General features: G+C 71.1%; 32 protein-coding genes and 1 pseudogene. 15 read left to right on the forward strand and 18 right to left on the reverse strand.

The window, feature by feature from the left end; all coding sequences use genetic code 11:
* Positions 1-12: 12 nt before the first annotated feature.
* From PUR53_RS40770 to PUR53_RS40855, 18 genes are all read right to left on the reverse strand, one after another.
* Positions 13-540, reverse strand: a complete 528-nt coding sequence (locus tag PUR53_RS40770; RefSeq protein WP_329911872.1) for a hypothetical protein — start codon at positions 538-540, stop codon at positions 13-15.
* A 121-nt stretch (positions 541-661) separates the two neighbouring features.
* Complete coding sequence (locus PUR53_RS40775; protein WP_329911873.1) at positions 662-1255, reverse strand: hypothetical protein; 594 nt, start codon at positions 1253-1255, stop codon at positions 662-664.
* 36 nt (positions 1256-1291) lie between these two features.
* A complete protein-coding gene (locus tag PUR53_RS40780; RefSeq protein WP_329911875.1) occupies positions 1292-1837 on the reverse strand; it encodes a hypothetical protein in 546 nt (181 codons plus the stop codon).
* A complete protein-coding gene (locus PUR53_RS40785) occupies positions 1834-2529 on the reverse strand; it encodes a hypothetical protein (RefSeq protein WP_329911877.1) in 696 nt (231 codons plus the stop codon). The genes PUR53_RS40780 and PUR53_RS40785 overlap by 4 nt, the downstream gene beginning before the upstream one ends.
* A 66-nt stretch (positions 2530-2595) precedes the next feature.
* Complete coding sequence (locus PUR53_RS40790) at positions 2596-3096, reverse strand: hypothetical protein (RefSeq protein WP_329911879.1); 501 nt, start codon at positions 3094-3096, stop codon at positions 2596-2598.
* Between the two features lie 72 nt (positions 3097-3168).
* On the reverse strand, positions 3169-3960 hold the full coding sequence (locus PUR53_RS40795; protein ID WP_329911881.1) for a hypothetical protein: 792 nt from the start codon (positions 3958-3960) through the stop codon (positions 3169-3171).
* A 17-nt stretch (positions 3961-3977) separates the two neighbouring features.
* The gene (locus PUR53_RS40800; RefSeq protein WP_329911883.1) at positions 3978-4409 is read right to left on the reverse strand and encodes a hypothetical protein; all 432 of its coding nucleotides are present in this window, start codon (positions 4407-4409) and stop codon (positions 3978-3980) included.
* A gap of 100 nt (positions 4410-4509) precedes the next feature.
* On the reverse strand, positions 4510-5064 hold the full coding sequence (locus PUR53_RS40805) for a hypothetical protein (protein WP_329911885.1): 555 nt from the start codon (positions 5062-5064) through the stop codon (positions 4510-4512).
* A 208-nt stretch (positions 5065-5272) separates the two neighbouring features.
* On the reverse strand, positions 5273-5779 hold the full coding sequence (locus PUR53_RS40810; protein ID WP_329911887.1) for a hypothetical protein: 507 nt from the start codon (positions 5777-5779) through the stop codon (positions 5273-5275).
* Entirely contained in the window at positions 5776-6405 is a 630-nt protein-coding gene (locus tag PUR53_RS40815) for a hypothetical protein (protein WP_443080419.1), read from the reverse strand. The genes PUR53_RS40810 and PUR53_RS40815 overlap by 4 nt, the downstream gene beginning before the upstream one ends.
* Positions 6406-6780: 375 nt before the next feature.
* Positions 6781-8295, reverse strand: a complete 1515-nt coding sequence (locus tag PUR53_RS40820; protein WP_329911888.1) for an ATP-binding protein — start codon at positions 8293-8295, stop codon at positions 6781-6783.
* 49 nt (positions 8296-8344) lie between these two features.
* On the reverse strand, positions 8345-8887 hold the full coding sequence (locus tag PUR53_RS40825) for a hypothetical protein (RefSeq protein ID WP_329911890.1): 543 nt from the start codon (positions 8885-8887) through the stop codon (positions 8345-8347).
* Positions 8888-8912: 25 nt separating this feature from the next.
* Positions 8913-9377 (reverse strand): DUF6238 family protein, encoded by a 465-nt coding sequence (locus PUR53_RS40830; RefSeq protein ID WP_329911892.1) that lies wholly within the window; start codon positions 9375-9377, stop codon positions 8913-8915.
* Between the two features lie 81 nt (positions 9378-9458).
* Positions 9459-10931, reverse strand: a complete 1473-nt coding sequence (locus tag PUR53_RS40835) for an SCO6880 family protein (protein WP_329911894.1) — start codon at positions 10929-10931, stop codon at positions 9459-9461.
* Positions 10932-11018: 87 nt separating this feature from the next.
* On the reverse strand, positions 11019-12377 hold the full coding sequence (locus tag PUR53_RS40840) for an SCO6881 family protein (protein WP_329911896.1): 1359 nt from the start codon (positions 12375-12377) through the stop codon (positions 11019-11021).
* Positions 12378-12395: 18 nt separating this feature from the next.
* Positions 12396-13085: a hypothetical protein gene (locus PUR53_RS40845; protein ID WP_329911898.1), complete on the reverse strand. Its 690-nt coding sequence runs from the start codon at positions 13083-13085 to the stop codon at positions 12396-12398.
* Positions 13085-13396, reverse strand: coding sequence for a DUF6112 family protein (locus PUR53_RS40850; protein ID WP_329911900.1), 312 nt, complete (start codon positions 13394-13396; stop codon positions 13085-13087). The genes PUR53_RS40845 and PUR53_RS40850 overlap by 1 nt, the downstream gene beginning before the upstream one ends.
* A gap of 98 nt (positions 13397-13494) precedes the next feature.
* Positions 13495-14616, reverse strand: a complete 1122-nt coding sequence (locus tag PUR53_RS40855; protein ID WP_329911902.1) for a C40 family peptidase — start codon at positions 14614-14616, stop codon at positions 13495-13497.
* Positions 14617-15137: 521 nt separating this feature from the next.
* On the opposite strand from PUR53_RS40855, the gene PUR53_RS40860 reads away from it, so the two are divergent.
* From PUR53_RS40860 to PUR53_RS40930, 15 genes and pseudogenes are all read left to right on the forward strand, one after another.
* Complete coding sequence (locus PUR53_RS40860; RefSeq protein ID WP_329911904.1) at positions 15138-15893, forward strand: DNA-methyltransferase; 756 nt, start codon at positions 15138-15140, stop codon at positions 15891-15893.
* Positions 15894-16127: 234 nt separating this feature from the next.
* On the forward strand, positions 16128-16682 hold the full coding sequence (locus PUR53_RS40865) for a DUF4913 domain-containing protein (protein ID WP_329912010.1): 555 nt from the start codon (positions 16128-16130) through the stop codon (positions 16680-16682).
* Positions 16679-17158: a hypothetical protein gene (locus PUR53_RS40870; protein WP_329911906.1), complete on the forward strand. Its 480-nt coding sequence runs from the start codon at positions 16679-16681 to the stop codon at positions 17156-17158. The genes PUR53_RS40865 and PUR53_RS40870 overlap by 4 nt, the downstream gene beginning before the upstream one ends.
* Positions 17159-17176: 18 nt before the next feature.
* Positions 17177-17872: a hypothetical protein gene (locus tag PUR53_RS40875; protein ID WP_329911908.1), complete on the forward strand. Its 696-nt coding sequence runs from the start codon at positions 17177-17179 to the stop codon at positions 17870-17872.
* Positions 17873-17889: 17 nt separating this feature from the next.
* Positions 17890-18639: a hypothetical protein gene (locus PUR53_RS40880; protein WP_329911910.1), complete on the forward strand. Its 750-nt coding sequence runs from the start codon at positions 17890-17892 to the stop codon at positions 18637-18639.
* 343 nt (positions 18640-18982) lie between these two features.
* The gene (locus PUR53_RS40885; RefSeq protein ID WP_329911912.1) at positions 18983-19459 is read left to right on the forward strand and encodes a hypothetical protein; all 477 of its coding nucleotides are present in this window, start codon (positions 18983-18985) and stop codon (positions 19457-19459) included.
* The gene (locus tag PUR53_RS40890) at positions 19456-19899 is read left to right on the forward strand and encodes a hypothetical protein (protein ID WP_329911914.1); all 444 of its coding nucleotides are present in this window, start codon (positions 19456-19458) and stop codon (positions 19897-19899) included. The genes PUR53_RS40885 and PUR53_RS40890 overlap by 4 nt, the downstream gene beginning before the upstream one ends.
* A gap of 19 nt (positions 19900-19918) precedes the next feature.
* The gene (locus PUR53_RS40895; protein ID WP_329911916.1) at positions 19919-20332 is read left to right on the forward strand and encodes a hypothetical protein; all 414 of its coding nucleotides are present in this window, start codon (positions 19919-19921) and stop codon (positions 20330-20332) included.
* Positions 20333-20373: 41 nt separating this feature from the next.
* On the forward strand, positions 20374-21222 hold the full coding sequence (locus PUR53_RS40900; RefSeq protein ID WP_329911918.1) for a winged helix-turn-helix transcriptional regulator: 849 nt from the start codon (positions 20374-20376) through the stop codon (positions 21220-21222).
* A complete protein-coding gene (locus PUR53_RS40905; RefSeq protein WP_329911920.1) occupies positions 21219-21701 on the forward strand; it encodes a regulator in 483 nt (160 codons plus the stop codon). Before PUR53_RS40900 ends, PUR53_RS40905 begins: the two co-directional genes overlap by 4 nt.
* An 83-nt stretch (positions 21702-21784) precedes the next feature.
* On the forward strand, positions 21785-22921 hold the full coding sequence (locus tag PUR53_RS40910; protein WP_329912011.1) for an MFS transporter: 1137 nt from the start codon (positions 21785-21787) through the stop codon (positions 22919-22921).
* A gap of 201 nt (positions 22922-23122) precedes the next feature.
* Positions 23123-23275, forward strand: a complete 153-nt coding sequence (locus tag PUR53_RS40915; protein WP_329911922.1) for a hypothetical protein — start codon at positions 23123-23125, stop codon at positions 23273-23275.
* A 185-nt stretch (positions 23276-23460) separates the two neighbouring features.
* Positions 23461-24618: an MFS transporter gene (locus tag PUR53_RS40920; protein WP_329911924.1), complete on the forward strand. Its 1158-nt coding sequence runs from the start codon at positions 23461-23463 to the stop codon at positions 24616-24618.
* Positions 24615-25268 (forward strand): HAD family hydrolase, encoded by a 654-nt coding sequence (locus PUR53_RS40925; protein WP_329911926.1) that lies wholly within the window; start codon positions 24615-24617, stop codon positions 25266-25268. The genes PUR53_RS40920 and PUR53_RS40925 overlap by 4 nt, the downstream gene beginning before the upstream one ends.
* Before the next feature lie 115 nt (positions 25269-25383).
* Positions 25384-25908 (forward strand): annotated as a pseudogene (locus tag PUR53_RS40930) (DUF317 domain-containing protein); the annotation flags it as partial.
* Between the last annotated feature and the right edge of the window lie 247 nt (positions 25909-26155).

Consider the following 26155-nt stretch of genomic DNA (forward strand, 5'->3'; position numbering starts at 1 on the left):
ACTTCGGCAGGCTCAGCGGCGGGTGGACTGTCCGGACTGCGAGGTGGTGGCCGGCTGGGTCCGCGGCCTGGATGCTCGTGGCGCGGACGGCCGGGGCGGTGAGGATGCCTCGCGCAGGGCAGTGGCGGTGTCACGGAGCCGGAAGCGGGCGGTGACGCAGTGCTCGGCCGCCAGGGTCCGCAGTATCTGGGGGTCGTTGCGCAGGTGGGAGGGGATGGGTTTCTCCGTCCCTTCGCGCTGGAAGCCGGTCGTGGCGTAGGCCAGGGCTTCGGTGAGGGTGTGCAGGGCGTGCGCGATGCCAGCGGTGGCCGTGGCGAGCTGGACCAGGGTGGTGCACCCGGGCGGGTGGACGGTTGCGGGTGCGGTGAAACGGTCCTGGGCGCATTCGAGGGCGTGCTGAAGGTGGTGGGCCAGCATGCTGATGTCGTCGGTGAGTGTGACCGGATCGATGGCCTCGGGTGTGGACGGAACCTGGTCGGCGAGCCCGTCCAGGCGCCGCGCCAGACGGTCGAGCGTGCTCGGGGTGACGGATGAGGGCATCAGATCACCTCGGCTGCTTCCGTACTCGCCACGCTCGGCGGGTCTGGGTTGCGGTGATGACGGTGGTCTTGGCGTTGAGGGCGGGCAGGAAGGTCTCCGCGGCAGTGGCACGGTGGCGCGGTCAGCGGCGGGGTACGGGCTGCGGCGTGGCGGTGCGCGCCGGGGGAGTGGGTGGTGCGGTGGCCACGGCCCTGGTCGGGCGGGTGACGGGGATCGGGTTGCCGGGGCGCCAGCGGTAGGGGGAGTTGCTGAACCGGGTGCGGGGGTCGGTGTCCCATCCGACGACGGGGCCGCGGGCTTCCGCGTGGAGGGAGATAACTTCGATGCCGTGCGGGTGCAGGACGTAGCCCCAGTCCAGGTCTCCGCTGGACTGTTCGGTGAACGTGTGCAACTCGGGGCCGACATCGCCGATCGTGATGACGACCATGGCGTCGTGCTTGCTGCTGGGCCGGTCGTCGTCGCCGACGAGTTCGGTCCGCAAGGAGGCGGGGGCGCCGTCGAGGAGGTCGGTGCCCAGCTCCCCCCAGCCCTCTGGTGCCTCGTCGATCAGGTGCCGGGCGAGGGCGTCGAGGTCGCCGCCGAAACGGTACCGGTGGGCGGTGAGGAGGAGGGAGAGTCGGTCGCTGGGGTAGCCGTCCCACTGGACGCAGACCCCGGCGTATCCGGTGTCGGTGGGACGGGCGATGACGGAACGGGTGGCCAGGAGTTTCTCCAAGGACGTACGGGCGGTGGGTGGTTGGGGCGCTGCGGGTCAGGGACGGCGGCGTACGGGGCGGACGCCACTGACGTCGGCGGCACGGTGGTGCTGCTCGCCGACTGCCGGCAACGGGGACGGCTCCGACGGCCGTTGAGTGTCATCGGGCGGGCGGGTGAGGGCGTGGTGTGCCCGGTGGAGGCTGCGCAGCGCGGCGGCGTGGCCGAGGGCGATGTTCAACATGTGCTCGGCCCGGTCGGCGGCGCCGGGTCGGGGAGCGGCTTGGTGGAGGTCGGCGAGGCCGGTCACCGCCGTGCTCAGGTGGGTGGCTGCTCGGTTGCTGTGGGCGAGAGCGGCAGCCAGCCGAGCCAGATAGGCACGCCCCGGACTGGTCGTCGCCAGGGGGCTGTCGGCGGACTGTCGCAGGTCCGCGACCAGACCGGTGGACACGTTGTACACCGCGACCAACTGTTCCAGCACCGGCACGAGCCCCGGCGACGCGTTCCCGGTCTGCGGCACGGACAGTGTGGTGACGGTGTCGTTGATGCGGCGCTGCCAGGTGGCCAGCCGCGCATGGACGAAGGCGTTGTGGCTCTGGCTCACCGGCGGTGCCCCCTGCGCAAGTCGGGCCGGGCCAGGGGCGGGTGGGAGCGGGGGCCGTCAGGGGAGTCCACCGTGACGTGGAAATCCCGGTACCGCAGGCGTTGCAGGCCCTGGACCAGCCGGCGGCGGGTCTCCTCGGGGGTGAGGGTGTCGGGGAGGTGGCATTCGCCGGTGGCGGGGTCGAGGAGGAACTCACCGTGCGCGAGCAGGTCGTTGAAGACGCCGATGTAGCCGGTGCGGATCCGCGGACGCCCCTGGGAGTCGAAGGCGACGTGGACCTGGAGCCGGCCGGGGCTGCTGCGCCGGATCGCGATGGCGGAGGTGAGGCGGTAGTCGAGCAGGAGCCGGCGGCGCAGCTGGGTGGCGGCCCGGGCGGGGTCGGTGGGGACGGTGATGCCGCGGGGGGCGCGCAGGCCCTGGACGTGCTGGTGGCTGGTGTTGCCGGGCAGCATCGGCAGCACAAGGTACTCGTTCGGCCGGTGGGGGCGGGGCATGACGTACAGCTGCAGTCCCCAGTGGTGGGTGAGCACGCTGCGGTGGAAGCCGTCGGTGGAGAATGTGGCGTAGGGCAGGGGGCCGGTGTCCCAGATCCGGTTGCTGGCCGGGTCGTCGGCCAGGGGCACCGAGGCGGGGGAGGGGTGCCAGCCGGGCAGCCGGTCGGCGAGCGCGTGGGCGAACTCGGTTATGTACAACGGTGGTTCCTCGTGCAACGGCCGGAGACGTCGAGGGGGATGGGGAAGGCTCCGGGGTGTGAGCGGCTAGCGGGTACGGGACGTGGAGGTCGAGGTGGCGGCGGGGGGTGTGCGGACCGGGAACGTGTGCGGGGTCGTGCGGGTGTCGGCGGTGGTCCGCAGCTCCTTTGCGGCGCGGGCCAGATGCGTACGGACGTCGCCCATGCGGTCCGCGAGCGCCTGCTGCACCGCGATGGTCGCCCGGTCACGGGCGGGACCTCGGGGTTGGTGGGTGAGGTCGGCGAGGTGGCCGAGGTGGTGGACGGCCGCCCCGAGGGCGGCGAGCGCGGCACCGGCGGGCGCGGCGGCCGAAGCGAGAGCCAGAGCGGTACGGCGGCCGGCGGTGGTGATCCTGCTCGGGTAGCGCATGGCGGCCCGGTGGCGGAAGGCGTGCTGCCCGGCCAGGTAGCCGAGCAGGCTGGCGAGGTGGCGGATTTCGTCGTCGAGGATCTCGCTCAGTGCCGGATCCGGGCCGATCTGGTCGGGGAGTGGGAGGTGGTCGGCGACGGTGTCGAGCCGGTCGGCCACGGAGTGCAGCAGCAGGCGCTGGTCAAGGTCGGACTCGGACAGCGGGCAACTCGCGAGTACGGGGTGGAGGGGCTATCGCCTTACGGTGGGCGGCGGTTGCGCGGGGCGCAGCGGTACGCCGGGTCCGGTCGGGTGCGGGCGGGATGGCGGGGCGGGGATGTGCGGGGTGGCGTGGCGGAAGTCGACGCCGATGCCCTGGGCGGTGAGCAGCCGGATGACGCTCTGGAGCAGCAGGGCACGCTCGGCGTCGGAGGCGGAGGCGGGCAGCACGAACGCGTACTGGTCCAGGTCATAGGTGAAGCGGCAGCCGTACAGCACCGCGCGGGCGTCGGCGGGCACCGAGTCGTACGGTGCGCCGACCACGCCGTCGGGATGCCAGATGAGGGTGACGGACCGGGCGACTGCCGGGGCGGCAGGACGGTGAGGCGGCTCGGGCCGGGCACGGGCATCGCGGCGTACGGCCTTCAGGGCCCGCAGATAGCGGGGCAGCAGTCGGCGCGCGACGGCGCAGGCGGCACGGACCGGATCGTCGGGGACGCTGATGCCCATCGGGTCGTCCACCACGCTGAAGTTGTGCCGCTGAACGCCCTCGGGCTTCAGCGCCGCCACCAGGAACTGACGCGGACGGGACGGCCGTACGGTGACGGAGAGCTGCGTACCGCCGGGCCCGTGGAGCACCGCACCGGACTCCAGCGGGTGGTCCAGCAGCGCGGAGCGGGCGGGCCCGGCGTCCCACAGCAGACCAGCGACGGGCCACTGTTCCTCGAAGGTGGCGAACGTCTGCTCCTGGGTGCGCCAGTTGCCGCCGGGCAGACGGCGGGAGAGGGCGGTGGCGAAGCCGGGCAGGTCGGTGCGCAGGGGCACGTTCCCCTGGCGGGTGGTCAGCGGCTGCGGCCGGTGGACGGGCCGTGGGACGAGCCCGACGGTGACGGAAACCCGGGCGAGCGCCTCCCGGCGGCGTCGGCCGTGGAGTGCCGTCGACCGTGGTGCCGCGGCGGTGCAAGGACCTTGAGACGGTCGACCGCGACGTGCAGATCCTCGCCCAGAGCACGCACCGTGGCGGCGGCCTCCTGGAGATCGTCGTGCAGGTCGAAGCCGTCGTCGGCCTCGGACTCCTTGGCCTTCTCGGCTACTGCCTCGAAGAACTCGGCGAGGCGTTCCAGCAGCCCGTCGGTCGGTTCCAGAATGTGATCGACGAACTGGGCCGCTTTCTCGAACGACTCGGTGGCGTTGAGCCGGTCGGTCAGGTCCAGGATGATGCGGCCGTAGACGTAGTGACTGGTCGGGTCGGTGGGAGTGCGGGGCTGGGTCATCGGTGCCTTCTCGGTGTCGTGGCGAGTGGTGGGGGCGGCAGAGGCGTGGCGGTGAGGGGGCCGACGAGGGAGGGGCGGCCGTCGAGTTCGTCGAGCCATCTCAGAAGCCGGGGCAGGTTCTTGTCGGGCCCGTACGCCAGATACATTCCGTCGGCGGTGTCGCAGCCGAGCCACTCGGCGATCCCCAGGCGGATACGGGAGTTGACGCGCCCCATGTGCACGGCCTTGCCGCGCGCGCCTTCGCCTCACGGGCCAGCCGCTCCGCGACCGGGCCGAGCTTCCACTCGGTCGATCCGGCGAGGAACAGGATGTCGAAGGCGTCCCACGGCAGCAGCCCGGGTTCCTCGCAGCCGTCCTGCGCCGCGTACGCGGCGGGGACGCCCAGCTCACGGATGCGGGCCAGCCACGGCAGGGACTGTGTGAGGGTGGCGGCGGCATCGAACGGCTGGTCCGGGGCGAGCGCCCACAGACAGCGGTCGGGCCCGTACCGGTGGACGGTCCGGATCAGCCAGTCGAACCACGCCTCCGCGCCGGGCCAGTAGCGGCCCTTGCCGTCGCTGCCGAACCTGGAGTTGTCACAGGCGAACAAGGCTCCGTCGGGGATCCGGGCGCCTTGCGCCGGGGTGGTCATACAGCCGATCCGTCCGGCGCTCATCGCCGCCCGTATCTCAGGCCCCGACGGCGTGCCGAGGTACAGCACAGGGCACCAGGCGAACGGTGAGGCGGGCCTTCATCGGGCCGACCCTCGTGAAGACGTCGGAGGGATGAGGAGCGGGACACGGCAGGCCGCGGACGTCTTGCCGGCGGGGCCGTGGGTTCGCTGCCGGCCGGGCGGGGACGCCCAGGCCCGCAGATCATGGGGGTCACGGTCCGAACAACTCGCCCTGGTCGGTGTGGTCTTCGCTCCAGCCGAAGACGGCGCGTTCGAGGTCTCCGAGGTGGACGAGGTCGGTATGGGTCCGGAAGGCGTCCAGGACGTCGTCGGTGTAGTCCTGGATCTCGTTGTCCGCCAGGTCGACGCGTGCCCGGTTCTTTCGGGAGAGGCGGCGCCATTCAAGGACGTCGGAGTCGGTGGCGCGGTCCATCCAGACCCAGATGCCGTTGCCCAGCTTGATGACGTCCTGGGGGTGGAAGAGGCGCCCGGTCCGTCTGCGGCGGGGGTTGCGCTGTTCGCCGAAGCCGGTGACCAGGCTCTGGGCGAGTCGGTCCAGCGCGGCGGCCCTGATGTGAGGGTGGAGGTCCTCGCGGACGAGTTGCTCGCGCACCGTATCGGTGAGGTGGCGTCTGTGGAAGCGGCCGGTGGCGTCGGTGAGCGCGACGGCGCTCTGCTCGACGAGGTGCTGCAGGCGGATCTCGGCGGTGGCGGTCACGGCAGGTCACGCTCCTGCCAGACCTGGTCCATCTCGGCCAGCGCGGTCATGGCGTGCGCGATGGTCTCGCGGGAGATGGGGGTGCCGCTGGCGTACTCGGGGTCGTAGCGGCCGAACGTACGGGTTCCGCGGGCCTGGGCGAGGGGCGGGACCACCTCGTCCAGCAGCCGGGTGGCCACCCGCCGCTGCCGCTTGTCCTCCTCCACCCGCTCGGTGCGCTCCGCCCACGCGCCGGCCAGGGTGAGGGCGCCCTCGACGACCCGGTCGGCCAGTTCGGGGTCCTCCTCCCGCAGCCGGGCGAGCTGCACCTCGGCGGAGTTGGCCTTGGCCTTGTTCTCCCTGGCGATGGAATATGCCTCGTCCAGGCCCATGGCGCCGTTGATGACGGCCTCGACCAGGTCCGCGGCGTGCTGCAGCACCATGTTGGCCTGGCTGATACGCCCCAGGGACAGGCCCGTCTGCTCAGCTACTGAACGGGTGGACTGCTCAGAGCCTGAACACGGCTGCTGCTCAGATTCTGAGCGGGCCTTGGCGGAGATCATCGCCGCCTGCCCCTTGCTGATGTTGCGACGGCGGAGGTTGACCGAGAGGACGTATCCGCTGGGGTCGCCTCCCTCGTACGTCACGAACTCCGGCTCGACGGAGGCGATTTCGCACGCCTTGAGCCTGCCGCGTCCGTCGAGGAGACGGCCCTGGGGATCGAGGACGATGGGGTGAAGCAGGCCGCGTGCCTGGACATCGTCGGCTAGAGCGCGTAGCTCGTCCTCGTCGAGCTGCGGAAAGAGTGAGGCGATGGGATGGGTCTCGATGAGGCGCTCCTGGTGGGGGATGAGGGGGGAAAGGATTTGTGGGTGGCGTTGTGGTGGGGAAACCGCGTCCTGTCCGGCGGGGCGCCACGGTTTCCCGGCAGCCGACGGCCGCGAATGCCCCCTTTTTTGACGGCTAGCCACCCTCGGGTTCATGCGGAGCAAGGGCGCAGAAGCCGGGAACCGGTTGGAGACTCACTGCATGCGGGCGTCGGTGTCGAACAACGTCAGCTCGTGGGGGTGGAGTTGATGTTGGACGATGAAAGATCGTCCGGCGACTCGCCAGAGCCCTCGTCCGCGGTTGAGGTGGGCGATGGCCTGGGTCTCGACCGAGGTCAGGCCCAGTAGCGCTGCGGCGGCGTGGAGTTGGTCGGTTTCCTGCCGGTAGATGATGCGGGTGGAGCAGTCGGCGAGGAGGCCTTCTGCGAGGGCGCGGCCTTGTGATCCGGCGTCGCCGGCGGTGAGCAGGTCGGACAGGCGGTGGATGACCATGAGGTTGGCGATGCCGAGTCCGCGGCTGAGTTTCCACTGGGACTGCATGCGTTGGAGGAGTCCGGGGTGGCGCATGAGGCGCCAGGCTTCGTCGTAGACGATCCACCGTCGGCCGCCTTGGGGGTCGGTGAGGGCGGATTCCATCCAGGCGGAGGCGCAGGTCATGGCGAGGACGAGGGCGGTGTCGTCGCCGGAGCCGCCGAGCCGGGACAGGTCGATGGTGAGCATCGGGCTGCTGGGGTCGAAGGCGACGGTGGACGGGGCGTCGAACATTCCGGCCAGGTCACCGCGGACGAGGCGGCGCATGGCGTGGGCCAGGTCGCGGGCGGCGTCGCCGAGTTGGCCCGCCATCATCCGGGCGGCTTCGTCGAGCGTGCCGGGGTTGTTGAGGGTGGCGGCGACGTCGTCGAGGAGCGGGGTGCGGCCGGTGGCGGCGGCGTGGGTGACGACGGTGTCCAGGGCTACGTCCAGGGCGGTGTGCTCCATGGGCATCAGATCCCGCCCCAGAACCGTCCGGGCCAGGGAGCCGAGCAGGAGCAGGCGCCGTTTGCGGATCTCGCCGGCCCAGTCGGCCTCCGCCACACTCTCCGGGCGCGGGGCCGCGTCCAGGGGGTTCAGGCGTCCGGGCAGACCGGGGCCGAGGGCGACGGACCGGCCGCCGAGGGCTTCGGCTACCGGTGTCCACTCGCCCTTCGGGTCGCACGGGACGTAGACGCGGTAGCCGAAGGCGACCGAGCGCAGCGCGAAGGACTTGGCGAGGGCGCTCTTGCCCTGGCCGATCACTCCGGCGAGCAGCAGGTTCGGGTTGGTGAACCCCTCGACCTTGCCGTACAGGGCGAAGGGGTCGAAGACGAACGATGCCTCGGCGTGGACGTCGCGGCCGATGTAGATGCCCTCGGCGCCGAGTCCGCCCTCGGCGAGGAAGGGATACGCGCCGGAGGCGGTGGCCGTGGTCATACGGTGGGCAGGCAGCTTGAGCCTGTTCCCCCGTGCCGAGGCGGGGCCGGGGCGTCCGCCGGGCGGATGGACCGGGGGCGGCATGTCCTGCCCGCCACCGGTGGTCCCGTCTGGCAGGGCGGTGGATGCGGCGCGGGCCTTGGCGACGGCTTCGGCGGCTTGCCGGCGGGCGGCCTTGCGGCTGGCGCGGTCGGTGCCGTGCGGGGTGAACAGCGGGCTGGCGCTGGCGCGTCGGGGGCCTCGTACGGGCCGGTGGGTCATGGCAGGACGGCTTTCAGACGGCGGTGATCACGGCGCGAGGGATTGTGGATCACACGGTCGGTGAGGCGCTGAACAGGTGCTTCCAGTACCCGCGCCCGTCGTTGTTCCAGTCCAGGCGCAGTTCGCCGTCGGCCAGTGCACGGCTGGAGCCGATCGCGTAGCTGAGGACGGGAGTGGTGTAGCTGTTGTTGTAGTTGGCGTCGGAGCCGCTGCTCTCCAGCCGCGACTCGATGCCGTAGTACTTCTTCGACTTCTTCACCGGATCGGTGCCCGCCTGCGACTTCTTGACCTGCAGGTTGAAGTACGCGCCGTCGAAGATGGTGCTGTCGTCGGCGTAGGTGTACGCCGGACCGTCCCAGCTGAGCTTGGCGTACGTGGAGACGGTGGAGCCGGAGCGCTTGGCGCACAGGCGGACGGTGACGTCCCAGTTGTCGGCCCACGGGCCCGAGTAGGCGGGATCGTCGATCGACTTGGTGCTGGTGGTGCACCGGTAGTCGGCGGCGGCGGCCGGGTTGGCGGTCGCGAGTGCGGCGGAGGCGACGAGCGCGGCGGCTATGGCCGCGGTGGTGGTGGAGCGCTTCACGGTGCGCATGCAGGGCCCTTTCGGCGAGGTGGGGTTACTGGCTGCAGGTGGTGGTGTGGCCGTGCGGCGGTGTGTGGAGGTCGGTGGGGGTGGTGGTGCGGCGGAGGGTGTGTCCGCAGGCGAGGTGGCGCTGGCAGATGGTCAGCACGGGTGGCCCCTCCGGCAGCCGTTCGGGCTGGCACCCTGCTTCCGGGATCTCCTCGTGCGCGGGTGGCAGGAGGTGGAAGGCGTCGTGGGTGGCGGCGGTGGCCTGCCACAGCCGCAGGTGGGCGGTGGCGAGATGTCGTCCTGCCGCGGGATGGGGCGGGCGGGTTGTCTCGGCGAGCTGGTTGAGCAGCTGAAGCAGCGCGGCGAGATGGGCATGGACCAGATCGAGGTGGACTCGATCCGCGGCAGGAGCGGGGCCGGTTCGGGTCAGAGCGTGCTGGTGGTGTCGCAGCCCGGCGGACGCGGCGCGAAGGTAGGGGTGCGCCTGGCTGGCGGGGGAGGAAGAGGTCAAAGAGAGAGGGGTCCTTCCTGCCTGATGGCACGGGCTGTGCCGGTCAGGTGCGGTCGGGCGGTACCGAGGCGGGACGGGTGGTCATAGTGCGGTGCGGGCCAGGGGCAGTGCGCCGAGGGTGAAGGCGTCCGGTTGTTGGAAGTTCAGGCGGCGCAGGTCGACTTGGGCGGTGACGGCGGCGGTCTCGATCTGTGCGCAGGCCGCGTCCAGGAGAGCGTCGGTCTCGGCGGAGACGGTGAGCAGACCGGTCAGGGCGACGTCGGCGTGCCCGGCGATCAGCTGGCGCTCGCGCTGTTTGACGTCGGCGTACTCGACGGAGTCGGCTTCGGAATCGACCTGCCCGCGTCGTGCGCGTTCGTTGGCGTCGGAGATGATCGCGGCCTTCTTGCGCTGGACATCGCGCAGTGCGGACTCCAGCTGCTGGGGCGCGTAGATGAGGGAGAGGGTGCGCCGGACGCCGGCGGTGAACATCAGCTGGTGCAGGAACCCGGCGTGGGTTTCGGTGCGGGGCCAGTTCTCGATCCAGTAGGTGGCGTGCCGGGCGGTGTCGGTGGTGAGGCGGTCGTACTCCTCGACCTGGACGACGGGCCCGGCCGCTGCCGGGTCGGCCTCGGCGCGTCCGGAGGTGGACCATTGCTGCAGGCCGGCCAGGGCCTTGGGGTCGTAGGCGGTGCGGATGACGGCGGCGATCTCCCTCGCGGTCAGCCAGCCGGTGACCGTCAGTCCGGCGCTGCGGGCGGCCTGAGCGATGGCTGAGGTGGTCTGCTCCATGACCGTGAACGCTGCGGGAAGGCCCCCGCCGGCCTGGCTGATGAGGCGCTTGGCGGCCTTGAGGTCCAGGGAGATCGCCAGATATGCCTCGTGCGGGGCGGCGGCCGGGCCTGCGGATGCGACCAGTTCGGAGTACACCTGGCCCGCGACGGGTGTGTGTGGGTGTCCTTGACGGGTCCAGTGGCGGGTGAGGGTGTCGCCGGAGTCGGGGACGGTGCGTTCCAGAACCTGCACGGTGGCGACGTGCCCGGTCCGGGCGATGCCCGCGAGGGCTCGGCCCCAGCCGGTGATGTTGTGGTTCTGGGTGGCGGCGTCGAGCAGGGCGAAGGCGCGGGAGGAGACCCGGGCGACGGCCGTCAGGGTCTGGCGGTGCGGGTCGTGGACGGCCGCGGCGCCGTTGGCGGAGTCGCCGGGGGTGACCACGCGCAGTGAGGCGGCGGTGCCGGGCAGATGCAGGGTGCCGTCCTGGCGGGGGCGGGAGACGGGCCGGGCGAGCCACAGCGTCTGGCCGCTGCGGCGGCGCAGTGTGTAGCGCAGGACGATCGGCGCCCAGTCGATCAGCGAGCGGCCGTGGCGGCGCACGGCCACCAGCGCGACGACCGCAGCCCACGCGGGGGCCAGTGCGAGGGCGCCGAGGAGCCCGGTCGACACCACGGTGATCAGCAGCAGCGCCAAAGAACAGCTGACCAGGACGAGTTGGGGCAGGGTGAGGCCGAGGAGGATGCCGCGGCGGGACCGGTGGGGGAACTTCACCGTGACCGGCGCGACGGAAAGATCAGACAAAGGATGCTGGTCCTGAGGGGCGCGGGTGGATCCCCGAGGGCGGGAGGCGATCGGCGCCTCCCGCCCCCGAGGGGTTCGGGCGGATGGTCACAGGCCGGTCGGGGGCGGCGGTGAGGATGCCGCGGTATTGGTCCCCGTCGTCTGCGAACTGGAGGACGGCGGGGCGCCTTGCGGCGGCGGGCTCGTGGTCGGTGGCGCGGACCGCCATGTGTCGGCTGGACCGGCTGCGGAGCCGCCTGCTGCCGGGCTGCCGCCGACCTGGGAGCTGGTGTCGTCGGTGACACTGGTCGGCGGGGGCTGTACGGCCTTCTCCAGAGCGGACGTGACGTCGCCGCCCGACGGTGCACCGGTCCCGTTGCCCGGAGAATCCTTTTGGCCTGAGTCAGCGTCGCTCGGGCCGGAAGCGATGTCGCCGGGGAAGCCGTCCGCAAGGGCGTCGGGGCCTTGAGGGGCCGCGCCGGCGCCTGCTGCGGCGCCGCCGGTCGCGGCGGTGGCGGCCATCGCGGCTGCCTTCTTCCCCGCTCGTTCGGCGTGCTGCTTGGCCAGCTGGGCACCGGCGCCGCCGGCACGGTGAAGGGACTCTCCGTCGGATCCTTCGGCTGCCCAGTGGACGAACTTGAAGGTCGCGTACGGGCAGAGCAACACAAGGATCATGATGACGATGCCGGCGAGGACATCGGCGAGCGCGGCCAGACCGTCCTTCGATTCGGTCTTGCCCATCGCGGCGATTCCGAGCACGAAGATGATCGTCATCAACAGCTTGGAGACGACGAGGGTGGCGGTGGCTTCGATCCAGCCCCTGCGCCAGCGGCGGGCGACCTCCCAGCCTCCGCCGGCCCCGGCGAACACGGCGAGAGTGACCATGACGAGGATGCCGACCTTGCGGACCATCATCACGCCCCAGTACAGGACGGCTCCGAGGGCTGCTCCGAGGGAGGCGAAGACGGCGACGAGCCAGCCCATCGCCGACAGTCCGGGGAGCGCGGCGACCTTGATGATGCGGCGGACGGCGGAGGCGATGTCGAGGTTCGCGGCCTTGAAAAGTCCGGCGGACAGGGCGTCGACCACTTCGATGGCGACGGTGGTCAGGGTGATGGCGGCGAACGCGAAGATCACACCTGTTGCGGTGCCGGTGAACGCCTGGGTGAGGGCCTGGCCGTCGCGGCGGATCGCGGCGCGGACGAGCTGGGCGCAGAACGTGGCCACCAGGACGACCAGGCCGATGGGGAGGATCGTCGCGTAGTTGTCGCGGAACCAGGCGGCGTTGAGGTCGACGCGGGTGGTGGAGTTGACTGCCGTGGCGGCGAGGTCGGCCGAGGTGGCGGCGAGTTCGCCGGCGCTCTTGGCCATCCAGTCGCCGATCGCCTTGCCGGGGTCGGAGGCGAAGTCCACGGCTTCCCCGACCGTGCAGACCGTACTTGCGAGGGGGAGGTCACAAAACCCCATGCGGGACTCTCCTTTCGGTCAGGGTGCGATGTTCGGGGCGATGGCGACGAGCGAGCAGTCGGACGAGGGCCGGCACTGCACGGCGAGGGTGAGGGAGCGGTCTTCTGCCCCCTGGCCGCCCTTCGCCCAGCGAATCGTCTGTTTGCCGGTGACGGTCACGGCGTAGATGTACGCCTCGGTGATCGCCGCAGGATCGTCGGCAAGAGCCTGCTTGAACGCACTCGGGAAATGGCCCTCGGCGATGGTGGCGCCGGCGCGCTGCTGCTGACCGGCCATCTGCGCCCACAGCGCTGAGGTGGGCATCTGCGCGGAGACCGAGGCCCAGTCGCTGTACGTGCTCTCCTTCGTCATCCACGCCTGCATGCCGGCGAGTTGCTGGGCGTGGCTGGTGGAGCGGGTGTCGTAGGACCAGAGCATCCCGGCGGCAGCCCTGGCGAACGCGAGCGGATCGGCAACCTCCGGGGGCTGCGGTACCGACCCTGTCCCGGTGGCCGGTCGCCGGGTGCTGTCCGGGGAAGCCGGAGCGGGCGACGAGGGGACAGCAGGGCCGCTGGAGGAGGAACGGTGCTGTTCACCGCGGCCGGTGAGGTAGGCGGTCGCTCCGGCGACGGCGAGCAAACCGGCCAGAGCGAGGGCGATCAGAGTGACGCGACGGTTCGCCGACCAGCCGGCGCCGTATCGGGACAAGGTGAAGGACGGCTTTGGCATCAGCGGACCTGGGAACCGAGAGCGGAGAAGAAGGCGACGATGCCGTTGGCGGCACCGAGGCCGAGCGCGGCGCCGGCCGCGACCACCGCGCCCTTCTTCCCGTTCGCCTCGGCCTGGTGGCCACCGGTGTGGTGGCCCCATGCCCAGACGCCGAGGGAGACGGCGAGTGCGCCGACCACAGCCACGATGCCGAACAGGTTGATGCTGTTGACGACGTTCTTCAGCACGGACAGGCCCGGCAGCCCACCCCCCTTGGGGGAGATGCCCGGGTCGTAGGCGAGCTGGATGACGTGGTCGGCGAGGAAGATCATGGGGATGGTGGAGCTCCTTGCATGCGCAGGCCCAAGAGGGCCCGGGCAGAGGGGAAGAACGAGAAAGAGGCGAGGGCGAGGCGCGGGAGGGGCCAGCGTCAGATGACGCGGCGCGCTGCCAGAACGGTCCAGTCCTTGATCGCGGTGATCCGGACAGGCTTGGACGTGCGCGGGGCCTCAATGACGAGGCCCTCGCCGAGGTACATGCCCACGTGCTCGGGACGGGCAGCGCTGCCGCGGCTGAATATCAGGTCGCCGGGCTTCAGGGCCTTGGCGGAGACGGCCTTGCCCTCATTGACCTGGGTATAGGTCGTGCGGGTGAGGGTGACACCGGCGTGCGCGTATGCCTGCTGCATGAGGCTGGAGCAGTCGCAGCGGCCCATGGGGTCAGCGCCGCGCGGGTTGGTGCAGGAGCCGCCCCACTGGTACAGCGTGCCGAGCTGCTGCATCGCCCAGACGATCGCCTTCCGGGCACGGGGATCGGTCCCCTCGGGGATCGCGTAGCCCTTCGGGACGGCGCCTTCGGGGATCCGTCCGAAGGACGACCCGTCGTCCGTCGTGCCGCAGTTGGACACTGAAGGCGTGGCCTCGTTGTCCCCACCGGTGTCGTCCTCGCCGACGGGGGGGAACGTCGCGGCGATGGCCTTCTGCAGCGCGGTCGCGAGCGGTTCCCACTGCGCGTACGCGTCCGGATATCCGGACCTCTGCACAGCCTGGGCGGCCTGTGTGACGGTCATCTGCTGCCAGCCGCTCACCTGAAGGAGCGCTTTGTAGAAACGCTCGCTCGCGTAGACGGGGTCGCGGATCTGCTCAGGTCTGCCCCAGCCCTGCGAGGGACGCTGCTGGAACAGACCGAGCGAGTCGCGGTCCCCGTATGTCAGGTTGCGCAGCCTCGACTCCTGTATGGCTGTGGCGAGCGCGATGACCTGGCCCTTCTTGGGCACGTCGAGGCTGATTCCGGTGGCGACGATGGTCGCCGCGTGGGGTATCTGGATCTCGGGCAGGGCGAGGCCGTCGATGTGGACGTCCTTGCCGGAGGAACCGTCGAGGATCTTGGTCACCTGCTCGCTGACCTTGTCCGTGTCGGGGCTGGTCACGCAGTGGAGGGTGGAGGTTGAGCCCTGGGCGGCTTCGCTGGAGGAGGCCATCAGCATCGCGGCGCCGCCGAGGAGGAACGGGCAGAGGACGACGACGCCGATGCCGGCGGCGAGCGCCTTCAACCGGCGCGGCCCCCTAGGGTGCCGGGGCTTTCGGACAGGGGTGGGTAACGAGGCGTCAAGGACGTGTCCTTCGGGAAGCAGTGTCCGGCGTGCCGCGCGGCGCGGGGAGCAGGGTGGAAGGGAACGCGGCGGCCGGTGGTGGGCGATGAGAGCGGTCCGGGACAGGCGAGTTGCCGCTCGCCGAACGGGCCAGAGCCGTGAGTCAGGTGTGCCGGGGCAGGGGGAACCTCCGTGAGACGGGGGAAAGGGAAATGCGCCAGCGGCGGTGTGCGCCGGGCGGATGAAAAACTGTAGGCCCGGATCGCCGGTCGACCAAAAAGTCGGTATGAGGTATCGGATTCCGGCACCTTGGCAGACCGCTTTTTGGCCGACCGGCGTTATGCATCTACAGTCTTTGGACTCCCCCCTTGCTCTTCCCCGGTCTGTGGCCCTGGGCTTCTGCACGCCCAATTCCTGTCCGCGGGGTGTCTGCCGTGCGATGGGGGTTCTCCGCACTCTCCCACCCGAATCGGGGTACCTCTTTGCCTTTTTCCCTGCACCAAGGCGACGCGCTCAGCGTTCTCGCCGGCCTTCCGGACGACTGCGTCGACTCGGTCATCACCGACCCGCCGTATAACTCCGGGGGGCGGACCGCGAAGGAGCGCACCTCCCGCAGCGCGAAGCAGAAGTACACCTCCGCCGACGCCGATCATGGCCTGGCCGATTTCACCGGCGAGAACATGGACCAGCGCTCCTACGGCTTCTGGCTCACCCAGATCATGACCGAGGCCCAGCGGCTGACGACGACCGGCGGGACAGCTCTGCTGTTCACCGACTGGCGCCAGCTTCCCGTCACCACCGACGCCATCCAAGCGGCCGGCTGGCTGTGGCGCGGGGTGCTGGCCTGGCACAAGCCGCAGGCCAGGCCCCAGAAGGGCCGGTTCACGCAGAACTGCGAGTTCATCGTCTGGGCGTCCAACGGGCCGCTGGACGCCTCCCGCAACGCCGTCTACCTGCCGGGCCTCTACAGCGCTTCGCAGCCCTCTGGCGCCAAGCGTCAGCACATCACGCAAAAGCCCGTCGAGGTGATGCGCGAGCTGGTCAAGATCTCCCCGCCGGGCGGTACCGTCCTCGACTTCTGCGCCGGATCCGGCTCCACCGGTGTTGCCGCGCTGCTGGAAGGCCGCGACTTCATCGGCGTGGAGAAGACCAAGCACTACGCCTCCGTCGCGGCTGACCGGCTCGCGGAGACCGTCCGTCAGACCCTCACCCAGGATGACCTCGTCCTGACCGCCTGAGTCACCGCCGTTTCCCTGAAGTGATTTCGGGAGACCTCCCAGCGGCCTGTCGCTGGGGTCGTCCACAGACGGCCCCAGCACCGTCGGCCGCACCACTTCTCTTGTTCCCCGGCTTCGAGGAGGCCCGTCTTTTCCATGCCTGAATCTGTAGAGCCCCACGATGATGGGGAGTTGGAGCCGATAAGGATTCCGAGTACTCACCTCGAAGGAATCGAGGCACAAGTCCGGAAGCTGATGGAGCAGTCCGCCGAGCAGGCCCAGCAGCTCGACCACCTCGCCACCGGACCGACTCCGCCGTCACCGTTCGCCGCGTTCGGTATGCCGGGGCTCGGCGGACCCGCACTTTCCGTTCCGGCCGAGCCGCGCCCGATTCTGGAGCTGGAGGGGGAGGAGTACGAGGACGAACTGGACGCCCTGAGCGACTGGGTCGACGACTTCCTCAATCCGGTGTACGGGGCCGAGGTCACCACGGCCGCGCCCTGGTGCCCGCAGTGGCAGGAGCACGACGCCGTCGTGGCCTGGCTCCACGCGCTCTGGCTCGCCTACCAGCAGCACAAGGACCCCGAAGCCGGCCTGAGCGGATTGCTCGTGTGGCACCGGGACTTCCTCACCCACGCCATCACGGCGGTCCGGGCGCCCGACGGACCATTGTCGGCGTGCATGACCTCACCGGAACGGCCCGCACACCGGATCCTGCCCGGACCGCCGCCCTCGGCCCGCACGAAGGAGACGGGCACGGCCGGGGCGGGGACGCCCGGCTCCGGTGAGCCGGACGAGCCGACGTCATGAGCGCGGGGCAGCCGGCTTTCGGCCTCAGCTTCGATCCCCGGGCCCTGACCGACCTTCTCCAGGCCCCCGGCGACATCCGCGACCTGACGCTGTCGTATCTGCAGGAGGTGGTGAACGCCGAGCGGTTCGGGATCAAACTGACCGGTGACCTGGAGGGTCACCGCAAGCTGCTCGTGGACTCCCGCAAGGAATGGCGGGTCGTCTACACCGTGCGCCCCGCTCCGCCGACGTCCGTGCACCACAACGACATCCACGTCGTGGCCATACGGCCACGGGCGGGCAACGACGTCTACGACACCGTCGGACAGCGACTGGGAATGACCCGTCGGCCCCTGAGCGCCCGCACCCACGCTGCCCGCTCCCGCCCCCCGCAGCTCACCGCTCGCGGGCCCGCGCCGAAGCCGGGACCGCCGCCCACCGCACTGCCGGGTCTGCCTCGACCCGCCCGGGCTTCCTCGCCGCGCCACGCCCGATGACACCAGGAGCACTCGCCCGTGCCTGAACCCACGTCGACACCGGCCCGGCGTGCGGTCTCCCCGCTCGACCACCGCCTCGAAGCCGTCACCGGCCACGACATCGACACCCTGTGGACCTACCGCGACCGGGGCGTCCTTGACGAGCCGCACGCCCACCTCGTCGACCTGCACCGGGAGCTGGCCAAGGCCCAGACCGGCGTCACCTTCTACCTCCGTCTCCTCAACCGCCTTTCCAGCGGCGAGTTCGAGGTCGACGACGCCCTGTTCGCCCGCATCGACCGCACCGTGGACCAGCTGCAGGAGGCCGCCACCGCGCGGGACGCCGCTGCCCGGCACGTACTCGCCGCCCTGGAACCCATCGAGGCCGCCGCAGCGGCCTCGATGCCCGACGTGAAGCCGCTCTCGATGGGCGACCATGCGGCACTGCTCGCCATCGCCGGCGGAGCCAAGCTCCACGAGCACCTGCTGACCGGCCGACTGTCCGTCACCGCAGCTTCCGGGACTCGCATCCCTCACGCCAAACTCCAGCGGCTGGAGGACGCAGGGCTGGCAGTCCGGGACACCACCCACCCCGTGCACGCCGGCCAGCCGGTCGCGCTCACCGATGCCGGACGCGCCGCGCTGCTCGCCGCCCGACGGACCCCCACCACCCCGGCGCCGAAGGTCCCGCAACGCCCCGGCACACCGCCGTCCACCCCGGCACAGCGTCGCTGAACTCCAACGCAAGGACCTTGTTGTCTCCTACCGAACCGGCGCAAGCCCGGAAGTCCATCCCTCATGTCGAGTTCGACCTCGACGACTTCGCCGCCGACGAGGAGAGGTACCTCGACTTCTACCGCAAGGTCGCTGTCCGCGAGGACATGCTCGTCCCCCTCGCCGAACACCACACTCCGGGCGCCGCGCACAGCTACTACATCCTGTTCGACCGCACCGCCACGTGGGGCCACCCCGGCATGGCGCAGGTGCTCGCTGTCCATCTGCAACGAGACCGTGAGAAGCGGACGTTCACCTTCGACCACGCCCGTCTGCCGCTGCCCGCGATGGCACAGTCCTGGCTCATCCACGGCGGCTGCCCGCACGATGCCATCGGCCTCAACCCCGAACTGGGCCCGCCGCCGGCGGATGAGGCCACGCGCGCGTTGGAGCGGCGCCTCGCGGGCGACGGCGACCACTACGCCATGGGCTACTCGTACACGAGCGACGACCCGGACGACATGGTCACCGTCGTGGCCCTGCGCGCCCTGGACGAGCGCGCCCCCTCCCCGTTCCGTGTCCTGGTGGAGGAGGTCGACACCGACTCCTGGACCCACACCCTGCGCGAGGGCGGCTTCACCACGGTGGATGAGGCCCTGCAGTGGTGCGACGACCGACTCACCGGCGAGGCGGGCCCCCTCCCGCCGGTCCGCCCGGCAACCGCGGCCGTTCGTCCGGCCGGTGCGGCACATCCCCCTACCCCACGTCCGCCCGGCCGCTCGCGCTGAGCGCCATGGACGACGCAAGCGGCGAAACATAGCCGACGATCGCCGGTTAGCCAAACCGGCGATTCTCCGGACCCTTAAACAGCCGCCGGGGAATACCCCGCAGCGCCAATCCATGCAATCCCCATGCCTTTGCGGAGGGTTCTTCCGTATGTGCTTCACCGGAGTTGCTGTATCCGCCGCGCACTGCCGGTCCTGTCCGCAACCCCTGTGAGCGCGGTCTCCGCCGCTGCCGCCTCGGTGCATACACCCTGCCCGGAAAGCAGGCACCCGGCCGAGGCTGAAGTGCCGGGTACGGCCGCCCCTCACATACCCGCATCGACCTTTCAGAACAGGAGAGTTCCTTTTGTCCGACGGCATATCCGATGACGCCGAGGATGTCGTGGGCGTGCTCACCGAGCAGATCGAGCGACGCTTCGGGATGGGTATGAGCGAACTGACCGCGGCTGTCGCTGCGGCGCCGGACGCGAACCCCGCAGCCACCGACATCGTCAAGTGGCACGGGCTCCTCACCGAGTCCCAGGCGGCGCTCGACCGCGCCGAGGACGACCTCCTCGCCGTGCTTCAGACACAGCCCAGTGAGGTCGACGGCCCGACACTGGACGTTGCACACCGCGTCAATACGGCTGTGACCGCGCGGGACGGGCGTGCCCTGGTTGTGCGCTGGCTCCTCGACCCCGACGCTCCGGGGAAGAAGGGCCTTGCCGCCGAACGTCTGGCCCGCTTCAGTCGTGGGTCCCGTCCCGGCCCGGCTGTGCGCACCAGCGCGCCGTCCTCCCGGCCCGCGGCGGCGCCTGTCACTGGCCGAGGAGTCTTGCGGTGAGCGTGAGCGACAAGCCCTGCAGTCACGACGGCCGGCTCGGGGAAGTCTTCGGCGCCCCGGTCGCTGAGCTGTACCGGATGGCCGTCGGCCCGGACGCCTCCGCCGCGCTGACCCGGGCGCTGGAGATGCGCTCGTTCCTGGCCCTGGCCGAGGAACAGGTCGCCCGGATCTGCACGCGCGTGCACGAGGCGATGGCGCCGAAGCGCGACATGGACGAGCTGTCCGCGGACCAATTGCGGATGGACGCGCAGTGGCTGGAGGCGGCGCTCAGCGCCCGCGACGGCTATCGCACCGCCCTCGACGACCTTCTGCGCACCATGCCGCCGCCTGGCCGACGGAGCCGCCCGGTCACCACGAACCAGCAGACGATCACCACCACCCTGCCTCCCGCCACCGCCGTCCCGGCACCTCAGCGTGCCGGGACGGCCCGGGAGCGCTGACCGTGAAAGACCCCGCCGATTGCCCCACCCCACGTCCGCCCAGATCGGCTCCCGCATCGAGGAGTTGTACGGCGCGTCGCTGACCGACCTCGACGCCCACGTCCAGGACCAGCCGCCTGGCATGCTGGCCGCGCTCCTTGGCAGCCACGACCGGCTCGCCTTCGCCGAGCAGACCATCAGCTTTTACCGCGAGCGGCTTGAGCAGCTCGTCCATCCCGAGCGGCAGATCGGCGCCTTCGAGGTGTCGCACATCTTCGACTGCGCGCGCCGCCTCGCCGAAGCCGTCGCTGTCCGCGACACCCAGGCCGTCGCCACCCAAGCGGTTCTGCAGAGCCTCGGTCGCACTAACGCGCCGGTACCACCCACCGCTTCGACGCCTCGCGCTGTTCCCGCTGCGCCCGCGCCGACCGTGAGCACTGCCCCGAGCCGCTGACCGATCGGGCCCCAGCCCTTTCTCATCCAGGAGTTCCCCCTTTGGCCACCACCGGTCTGCTCCCCGCCGTCGATGCCGACGTCGCCCGGGTCACCGAAGCCCTCCACATGATCACCCCGCGCTGGAACGTGCGGATCCTGCTGGCCCTGAACCAGCCGCCGCAGCGCTACACGCAGATCGCGAACAAGCTGCCCTACCTCCACAGCGGTCAGCTGCACCCCAAGGTCCGCTCGCTGTGCGACGCCGGATTGGTCGAGCGCACCGAGCACTCCGCCCACCACGTCACCTACCACCTCACCCAGCGCGGCCGACAACTCCTGCCGGTGCTCGGGGCAATCGCCGCCTGGGCCGAGGAGTACCTGGAGAAGCCGGAGCAGCCGCTGTCCGCGATCGAGCAGACCGAGGACAGCCTCACCCTCCTCACCCGCCGACAGGCCCCGGCGATCCTGTGGGTGCTCAAGGCACGTCAGGAGGCCAGCGCCCGGGCCCTGGCCCGCATCGTCATCCCCGACGGCTACTGGACCAGCATCTACCCGCCGCTGCGCCAGCTCATCGACGACGGCCTGGTGGTGACCGCGGGCAAGGGTCGGCCCTACCGTCTCTCGCCGGGCGGCGACGGACTCGGCCATGTCTTCGGCGCGCTGTCGATGTGGGCAGCCGGACGACCCGTGGACCACGCGGCGCGGCACCCGCTGTGGGGCCGACCGGAACCCAGTGCCACGACCGCTCCGGGGAGGTGGATCAGCCACCAGAGCCGGCCTGCGGCTCGATCCGCCCGTCCGGCACCAGCGGAGCACCGCCCCACCTGGCAGTCGGGCGACCTGTTCTCCCACTCCACACCGGCCCGCCCGACACCGGCTCTGCCGACGGCATCAGGAGTCCGCCGATGATGCCCGCGCTTTCTCCCCGGCAGGTGCAGGCCGCGAGCACGGAGCTGTCCACGTCCGGCCTGATTCGCCTGGTCAGCGAGATCGACGACCACGGGGCCATCCCGCCCCGCACCCTGGCGTGCACGCTCGCCGATCTCACCCGGGAGCAGATCCGGCAGGCCACCGGGCAGGCGGACCGACTGGGACTCCTGGACCGCTCGCATGCCGGACTCGGGCTCACCCCCGCCGGAGAGGACCTCGCCGACCTCTACGACGCGAGCGCCCGCTGGGCCCGGCGCCACAACTCCCCGGCACCGGTCTGTGACTTCGCCGAGCGGATCCGGCACACCTTCGCCCTGCTGGGCGAGACGTCCACGGATCCCGGCCTCACCGCGGGCGAGGCTGATGCCGAGTTCGGCCGTGTCCAGCGACTGCTCGCCGAGTGGATCTGCACGCACCAGCCCCGGCAGATCTGCGGCGATCCCGGCATGGCCGCGTGACGCCGGACGACGCGGCCCTTTCTGCGGCCGGCCTCAGACGCCGGATCTATCTGCCCCGAGGGGCGGATGCCGCCGCGTTCGCGATGACCACCTACGGCATCCCCCTGCTCGTCCTGACCGTCACCGGCTCGGCGGCCCTGACCGGACTGGCCTTCGCGCTGGAGTGGCTCCCGCGCATCGGGGCGTTCACCGTGGCCAGCACTCTCGTCGACCGCTACGGCACGGCCCGCATCTTCCGTGCTGCCTGCCTCGCGCGGGCCCTGGCCGTGCTCGCCGCCGCCGTCGTTCTCACCGCCCTGGACGCTCGAACGATGGCAGCGACGCTCACGGTAATGCTGCTCGCCGCCTCGACCGGTGTCCTCACCGAGTTCAGTTTCGTCGCGGCGGAAACCGCCGGCGGCGAGGCGAGCCGGATGGCCGGTGACGGGGCGCACCGGGTGCAGTCCGTGCTGATCGGGATCGACCAGACCGCCACCCTGGCCGGACCGGCGGTCTCCGGGCTGCTGCTGGAAAACGGCGGACCGGCCGCCATGCTCGGCGCCCTCGCGGGCCTGTCCCTCCTCGCCGCAGCCCTCGGCCCCCGCACGGGCGCGGCGCCGGTCGGCGTGTCTGACATGCGGGGGCTGCGGGCGGGCTGGGCAACCCTGGGTTCGCTGCCGCACCTCGCCTGGCTGGTGGGCGGACTGGTCGTCTCCAACACCGCGATCGCGCTCCTGCACGCGGCCGTCCCGGTCGTCATCGTCACCGAGCTGGACCACTCCAGCGCGGATGCCGGACTCATCTGGTCCGCCGCAGCCGTCGCCTCCCTGCTCGCCATCACCGCATCCCGCCGCGCCATCGATCGATGGGGGCTGTGGCCGGTCGGCGCCGTCGCCGCAACCCTCGCAGCCGCAGCGACGTTCGCCGTCGCCCACGCCGACACCTACCGCGGCTACCTGCTGCTGATCGCCGTCGTGATGGCCGGCGAGGGGAGCCTCACGGTCGTCCTGCGCACCCTGCGCTCCCGCCTGATCCCGCCCGAGGTGTTCGCCAGCACCCTCGCCGTGACGATCCTGCTGCTCCTGCTGCCCTTCCCCGCCGCCGGCCTGCTCGTCGCCGCCCTGCCGCCCGCGCAGCTCGGGCACGCCATCACCATCGCCGCCGCCGCCCAGGCCCTCGGCTTCGCCGTCGCCTTCGCCCGCCTGCGCATCTTGCCCCCGCCACCCACCTCATCGGCCTGACCCACCCAGGTACGAGAGGACCCTTCACGCTCATGCCCACTCACGCAGCCCGCCCTGCCCTGCCATGACCTCGCGCACCACGGTGCGCGGCCGACGATCACCCAGCAGTTCCATGCCTTCGACGCCGGCCACCCCTGGGGGTACCGGGCCCTGGAACAGCTCGTTGCCCAGCGCCGTGCGACCGGTGCGACACGGGTCGGCATGAAGGCGCTGTTCGAGGCCCTGCGCTGGCGCCACCCGCACGGCGTCAAGGGCCTCAACAACAACTACACCGCTCTCTACGCGAGACGGCTGCTCGACGCGCACCCGCAGTGGGCCAGCGTCATCGAGGTCCGCCGTCGGCGCAGTGCGTGACCACCGGCCGGCACACGCCGGACCTCCGCCACATCCTTCGAGGAGTCTTGATTGTCCGACCGTCCTGTCGTCCTCACCTTGGTCGTGCCCGACCCCACCGGCCAGACGGCACTGTCCACAGCAGGCCGGGCCTTCGACGTAGTACCCCATTGGGCCGGCCGAGGCACGGGGACGGATCTGCTCGGATGAAGACGGCACCCGTTACGATCCGCCGCAGCCGCGTCCTGCTGACCGGCTACTTCTTCGGTCTCGGCGTAGTGATGGCCATCTGGGGCGCCCGGATGCCGGCCGTTCAGCAGGCCGCCCACCTGAGCACCGCCCACCTCGGCCTGGTGCTGCTGGCCGCCGCGCTCGGCATGGTCGCCGGACTCCAGGCCGCAGGCCGACTCGAACGACCGGAGCGCCTTCCCGCCCTGCTCACCTCGGGCGCCACCAGCCTCGCCGGATGCCTCGCCCTCCTGGGCCAAGGCGACACACTGCCGATGCTGCTCACCGCCGCCCTCGCGTTCGGTATCGCGCACGGTGTGCTGGACGTGGCCGTCAACTCCGCCGCGGTGCGCTGCCAGAACGCCGCCGGCAGACCCATCATGTCCTCGCTCCACGCCGCCTACTCCCTCGGCGCGCTCGCGGGAGCCGTACTGGCCGCCGTCACCGCCCGCACCACGCACAGCACCCTCTTCCTCGCCACCGGCCTCGCCCTCACCTGCGCCGCGCTCGCAGCCGCCACCGCGACCCGATCCCTGGACGGCTCCGATCAACCGCCCGAATCGCCGGTCCTTCCACCGAGCCAGACGCGGCCGGCACTCTCCTTCACAAGACTGTGGCTGCTGGGCGCCCTGGCGGCCTCGTGCCTGCTGGGAGAGGGAGCGGCAGCCGACTGGGCCGCCGTCCACCTGCACAGCCTGGATGCCTCAACGGCCGTGAGTGCCACGGCGTTCGCCCTCTACAGCGCGGCGATGGCCCTCGGACGGCTCACCGGCGACCGGCTCACCGCAGCCTTCGGCACCCCCGCAGTCGTACGGGCCGGCGGGATCCTCGCCGCGGCCGGACTCACCGCCGGCGTCGTCACCACCAGCACGCCGATGGCCCTGACCGGCTGGGCCCTGTTCGGGCTCGGCCTGTCCATCACCGTGCCCTGCCTGATCACGGCCGCCGGAGTAGGCGGCCCACGGGCCGTGGCCACGGTTTCCGTCACCGGCTACCTCGGCCTGCTCGCCGGCCCCGCCCTCATCGGCGCCCTCGCCACTCTCACCACCTTGTCCACGGCACTGCTGTTGCCCGCACTCCTCGCCGCAACCGTCGCCGCCCTCGCCCCCAAAGCCCTGGAGAAACCCACCCCGTGACCCGCGACCCCGCCTCCCAGACCGACGTGGACGCCGTGATCCTCGACTACAACGGCGTCATCGGCCTCCAGCCCAGTACGGCTATGTGGACCCGCCTCACAGACCTCGCCGAATGGCCCGACGGACACCTCCCCTCCTTCCAGGCCGCCTTCTGGAACGCCCGTGAGCGCTACGACGCCGGCGAACTGAGCGACCTCGCCTACTGGGCCAACGTGCTCGGACACCACCCCGGCCCGAGGTGGCTGCGCACCCTGCGCGATGCCGACACCGCCATGTGGATGCGCACCGACCCTCGCATTCTTGACGTCCTGTACCGCGCCCGGGCCACCGGGCTGAAGATGGTGCTGCTCTCCAACGCGCCCGCCCACCTCAGCAACGTCTTGGACGCCACAGACTGGCGGCGCGAGCTGATGGACGACGCCCTCTACTCGGCCCGCCTGGGCCTGTGCAAGCCGCATCCGGCCGCGTGCGAACACGCCTTGGCCGCCACCGGCGTCACCTACCCCGACCGGGTGCTGTTCGTCGACGACCGCGACGACAACTGCCAGGCCGCCGCTGAGCTGGGCCTGCGCACGCTCCACTACGCCGGCCAGCCCACCGACCTGGAACGGAAGTTGCTGCACGTACTCGCAGACAGCGCCGGTTCCTGACGGCGCCCCGTGCTGCCCATCGCCCAGCCTCAACCCCAGGATTTTCGTGCCCGACACCGAAGAGATCGACGGCGACGTCTACGTCTCTCCCCGCTACCTCGCCGGCAGCACCGCCGTGGGAGACCCGGCGCTGGAGCCGCTGCTCGCGCTCGGCTTCGACCTGCGTCATGACGTCGGCAACGCCTATGTCACCGCTTCCGACCACCGCGTCCGCCTAGGCTTCCTGCCCGAGGGAGACGACGACGGGCTGTGGCGGATCAATGCCTACCGCGACCGGTTCGGCCCACCCGCCTGGGGCGTCTCTTTCAACGACTGCGCACCGACTGAGTTCGTCACCGCCTTCACCACCGCCCTCGCTCAGGCATACACCGTCGGCCCCGACTCCTACCTCGCCGAGCCCGACCTCAAGGACCCCCAACTCGGCGCCTTCGACGCCGTCGTCCCGCTGATCAAGAACGGCTGGCAGTTCCAGCAACCGCGCTGGAACGTGCTGCAACTGCAGCCCCCGGACGGGCTGGCCACCTGCGAATACACCACCGGCCGCCTCGACTCGGAGAAGGAACTCACCACCCTTCAGGCCCGATGGCACCTCTGGGGTGGTCCGAAGAGCGGCTACGCCCGCTGGTACGCCACCGCCACCACCCACACCCCAATCCCCTTGGTGAAGGCCATCACCCAGAGCGTCTCCGACCCGGCGCCCCTGCCACGCTGGAAGGACGCGATGTCCCCCGGACTGCGCGAGGCCGCCCATCTGACCTCCGTCACCCCGCCCGCGGATCCGGCCCCGACTCCGCTCGACGTACGGCGAGCCATGACTGCCCGCCCCCCCGGCTGTCCGCCCCGCCACCAGCGTTCCGCGCTGGAGCACGACGACCCGGTCGGCCCTG

The organism is Streptomyces sp. SP18BB07, from assembly GCF_036322545.1.
GTDB lineage: Bacteria > Actinomycetota > Actinomycetes > Streptomycetales > Streptomycetaceae > Streptomyces > Streptomyces deccanensis.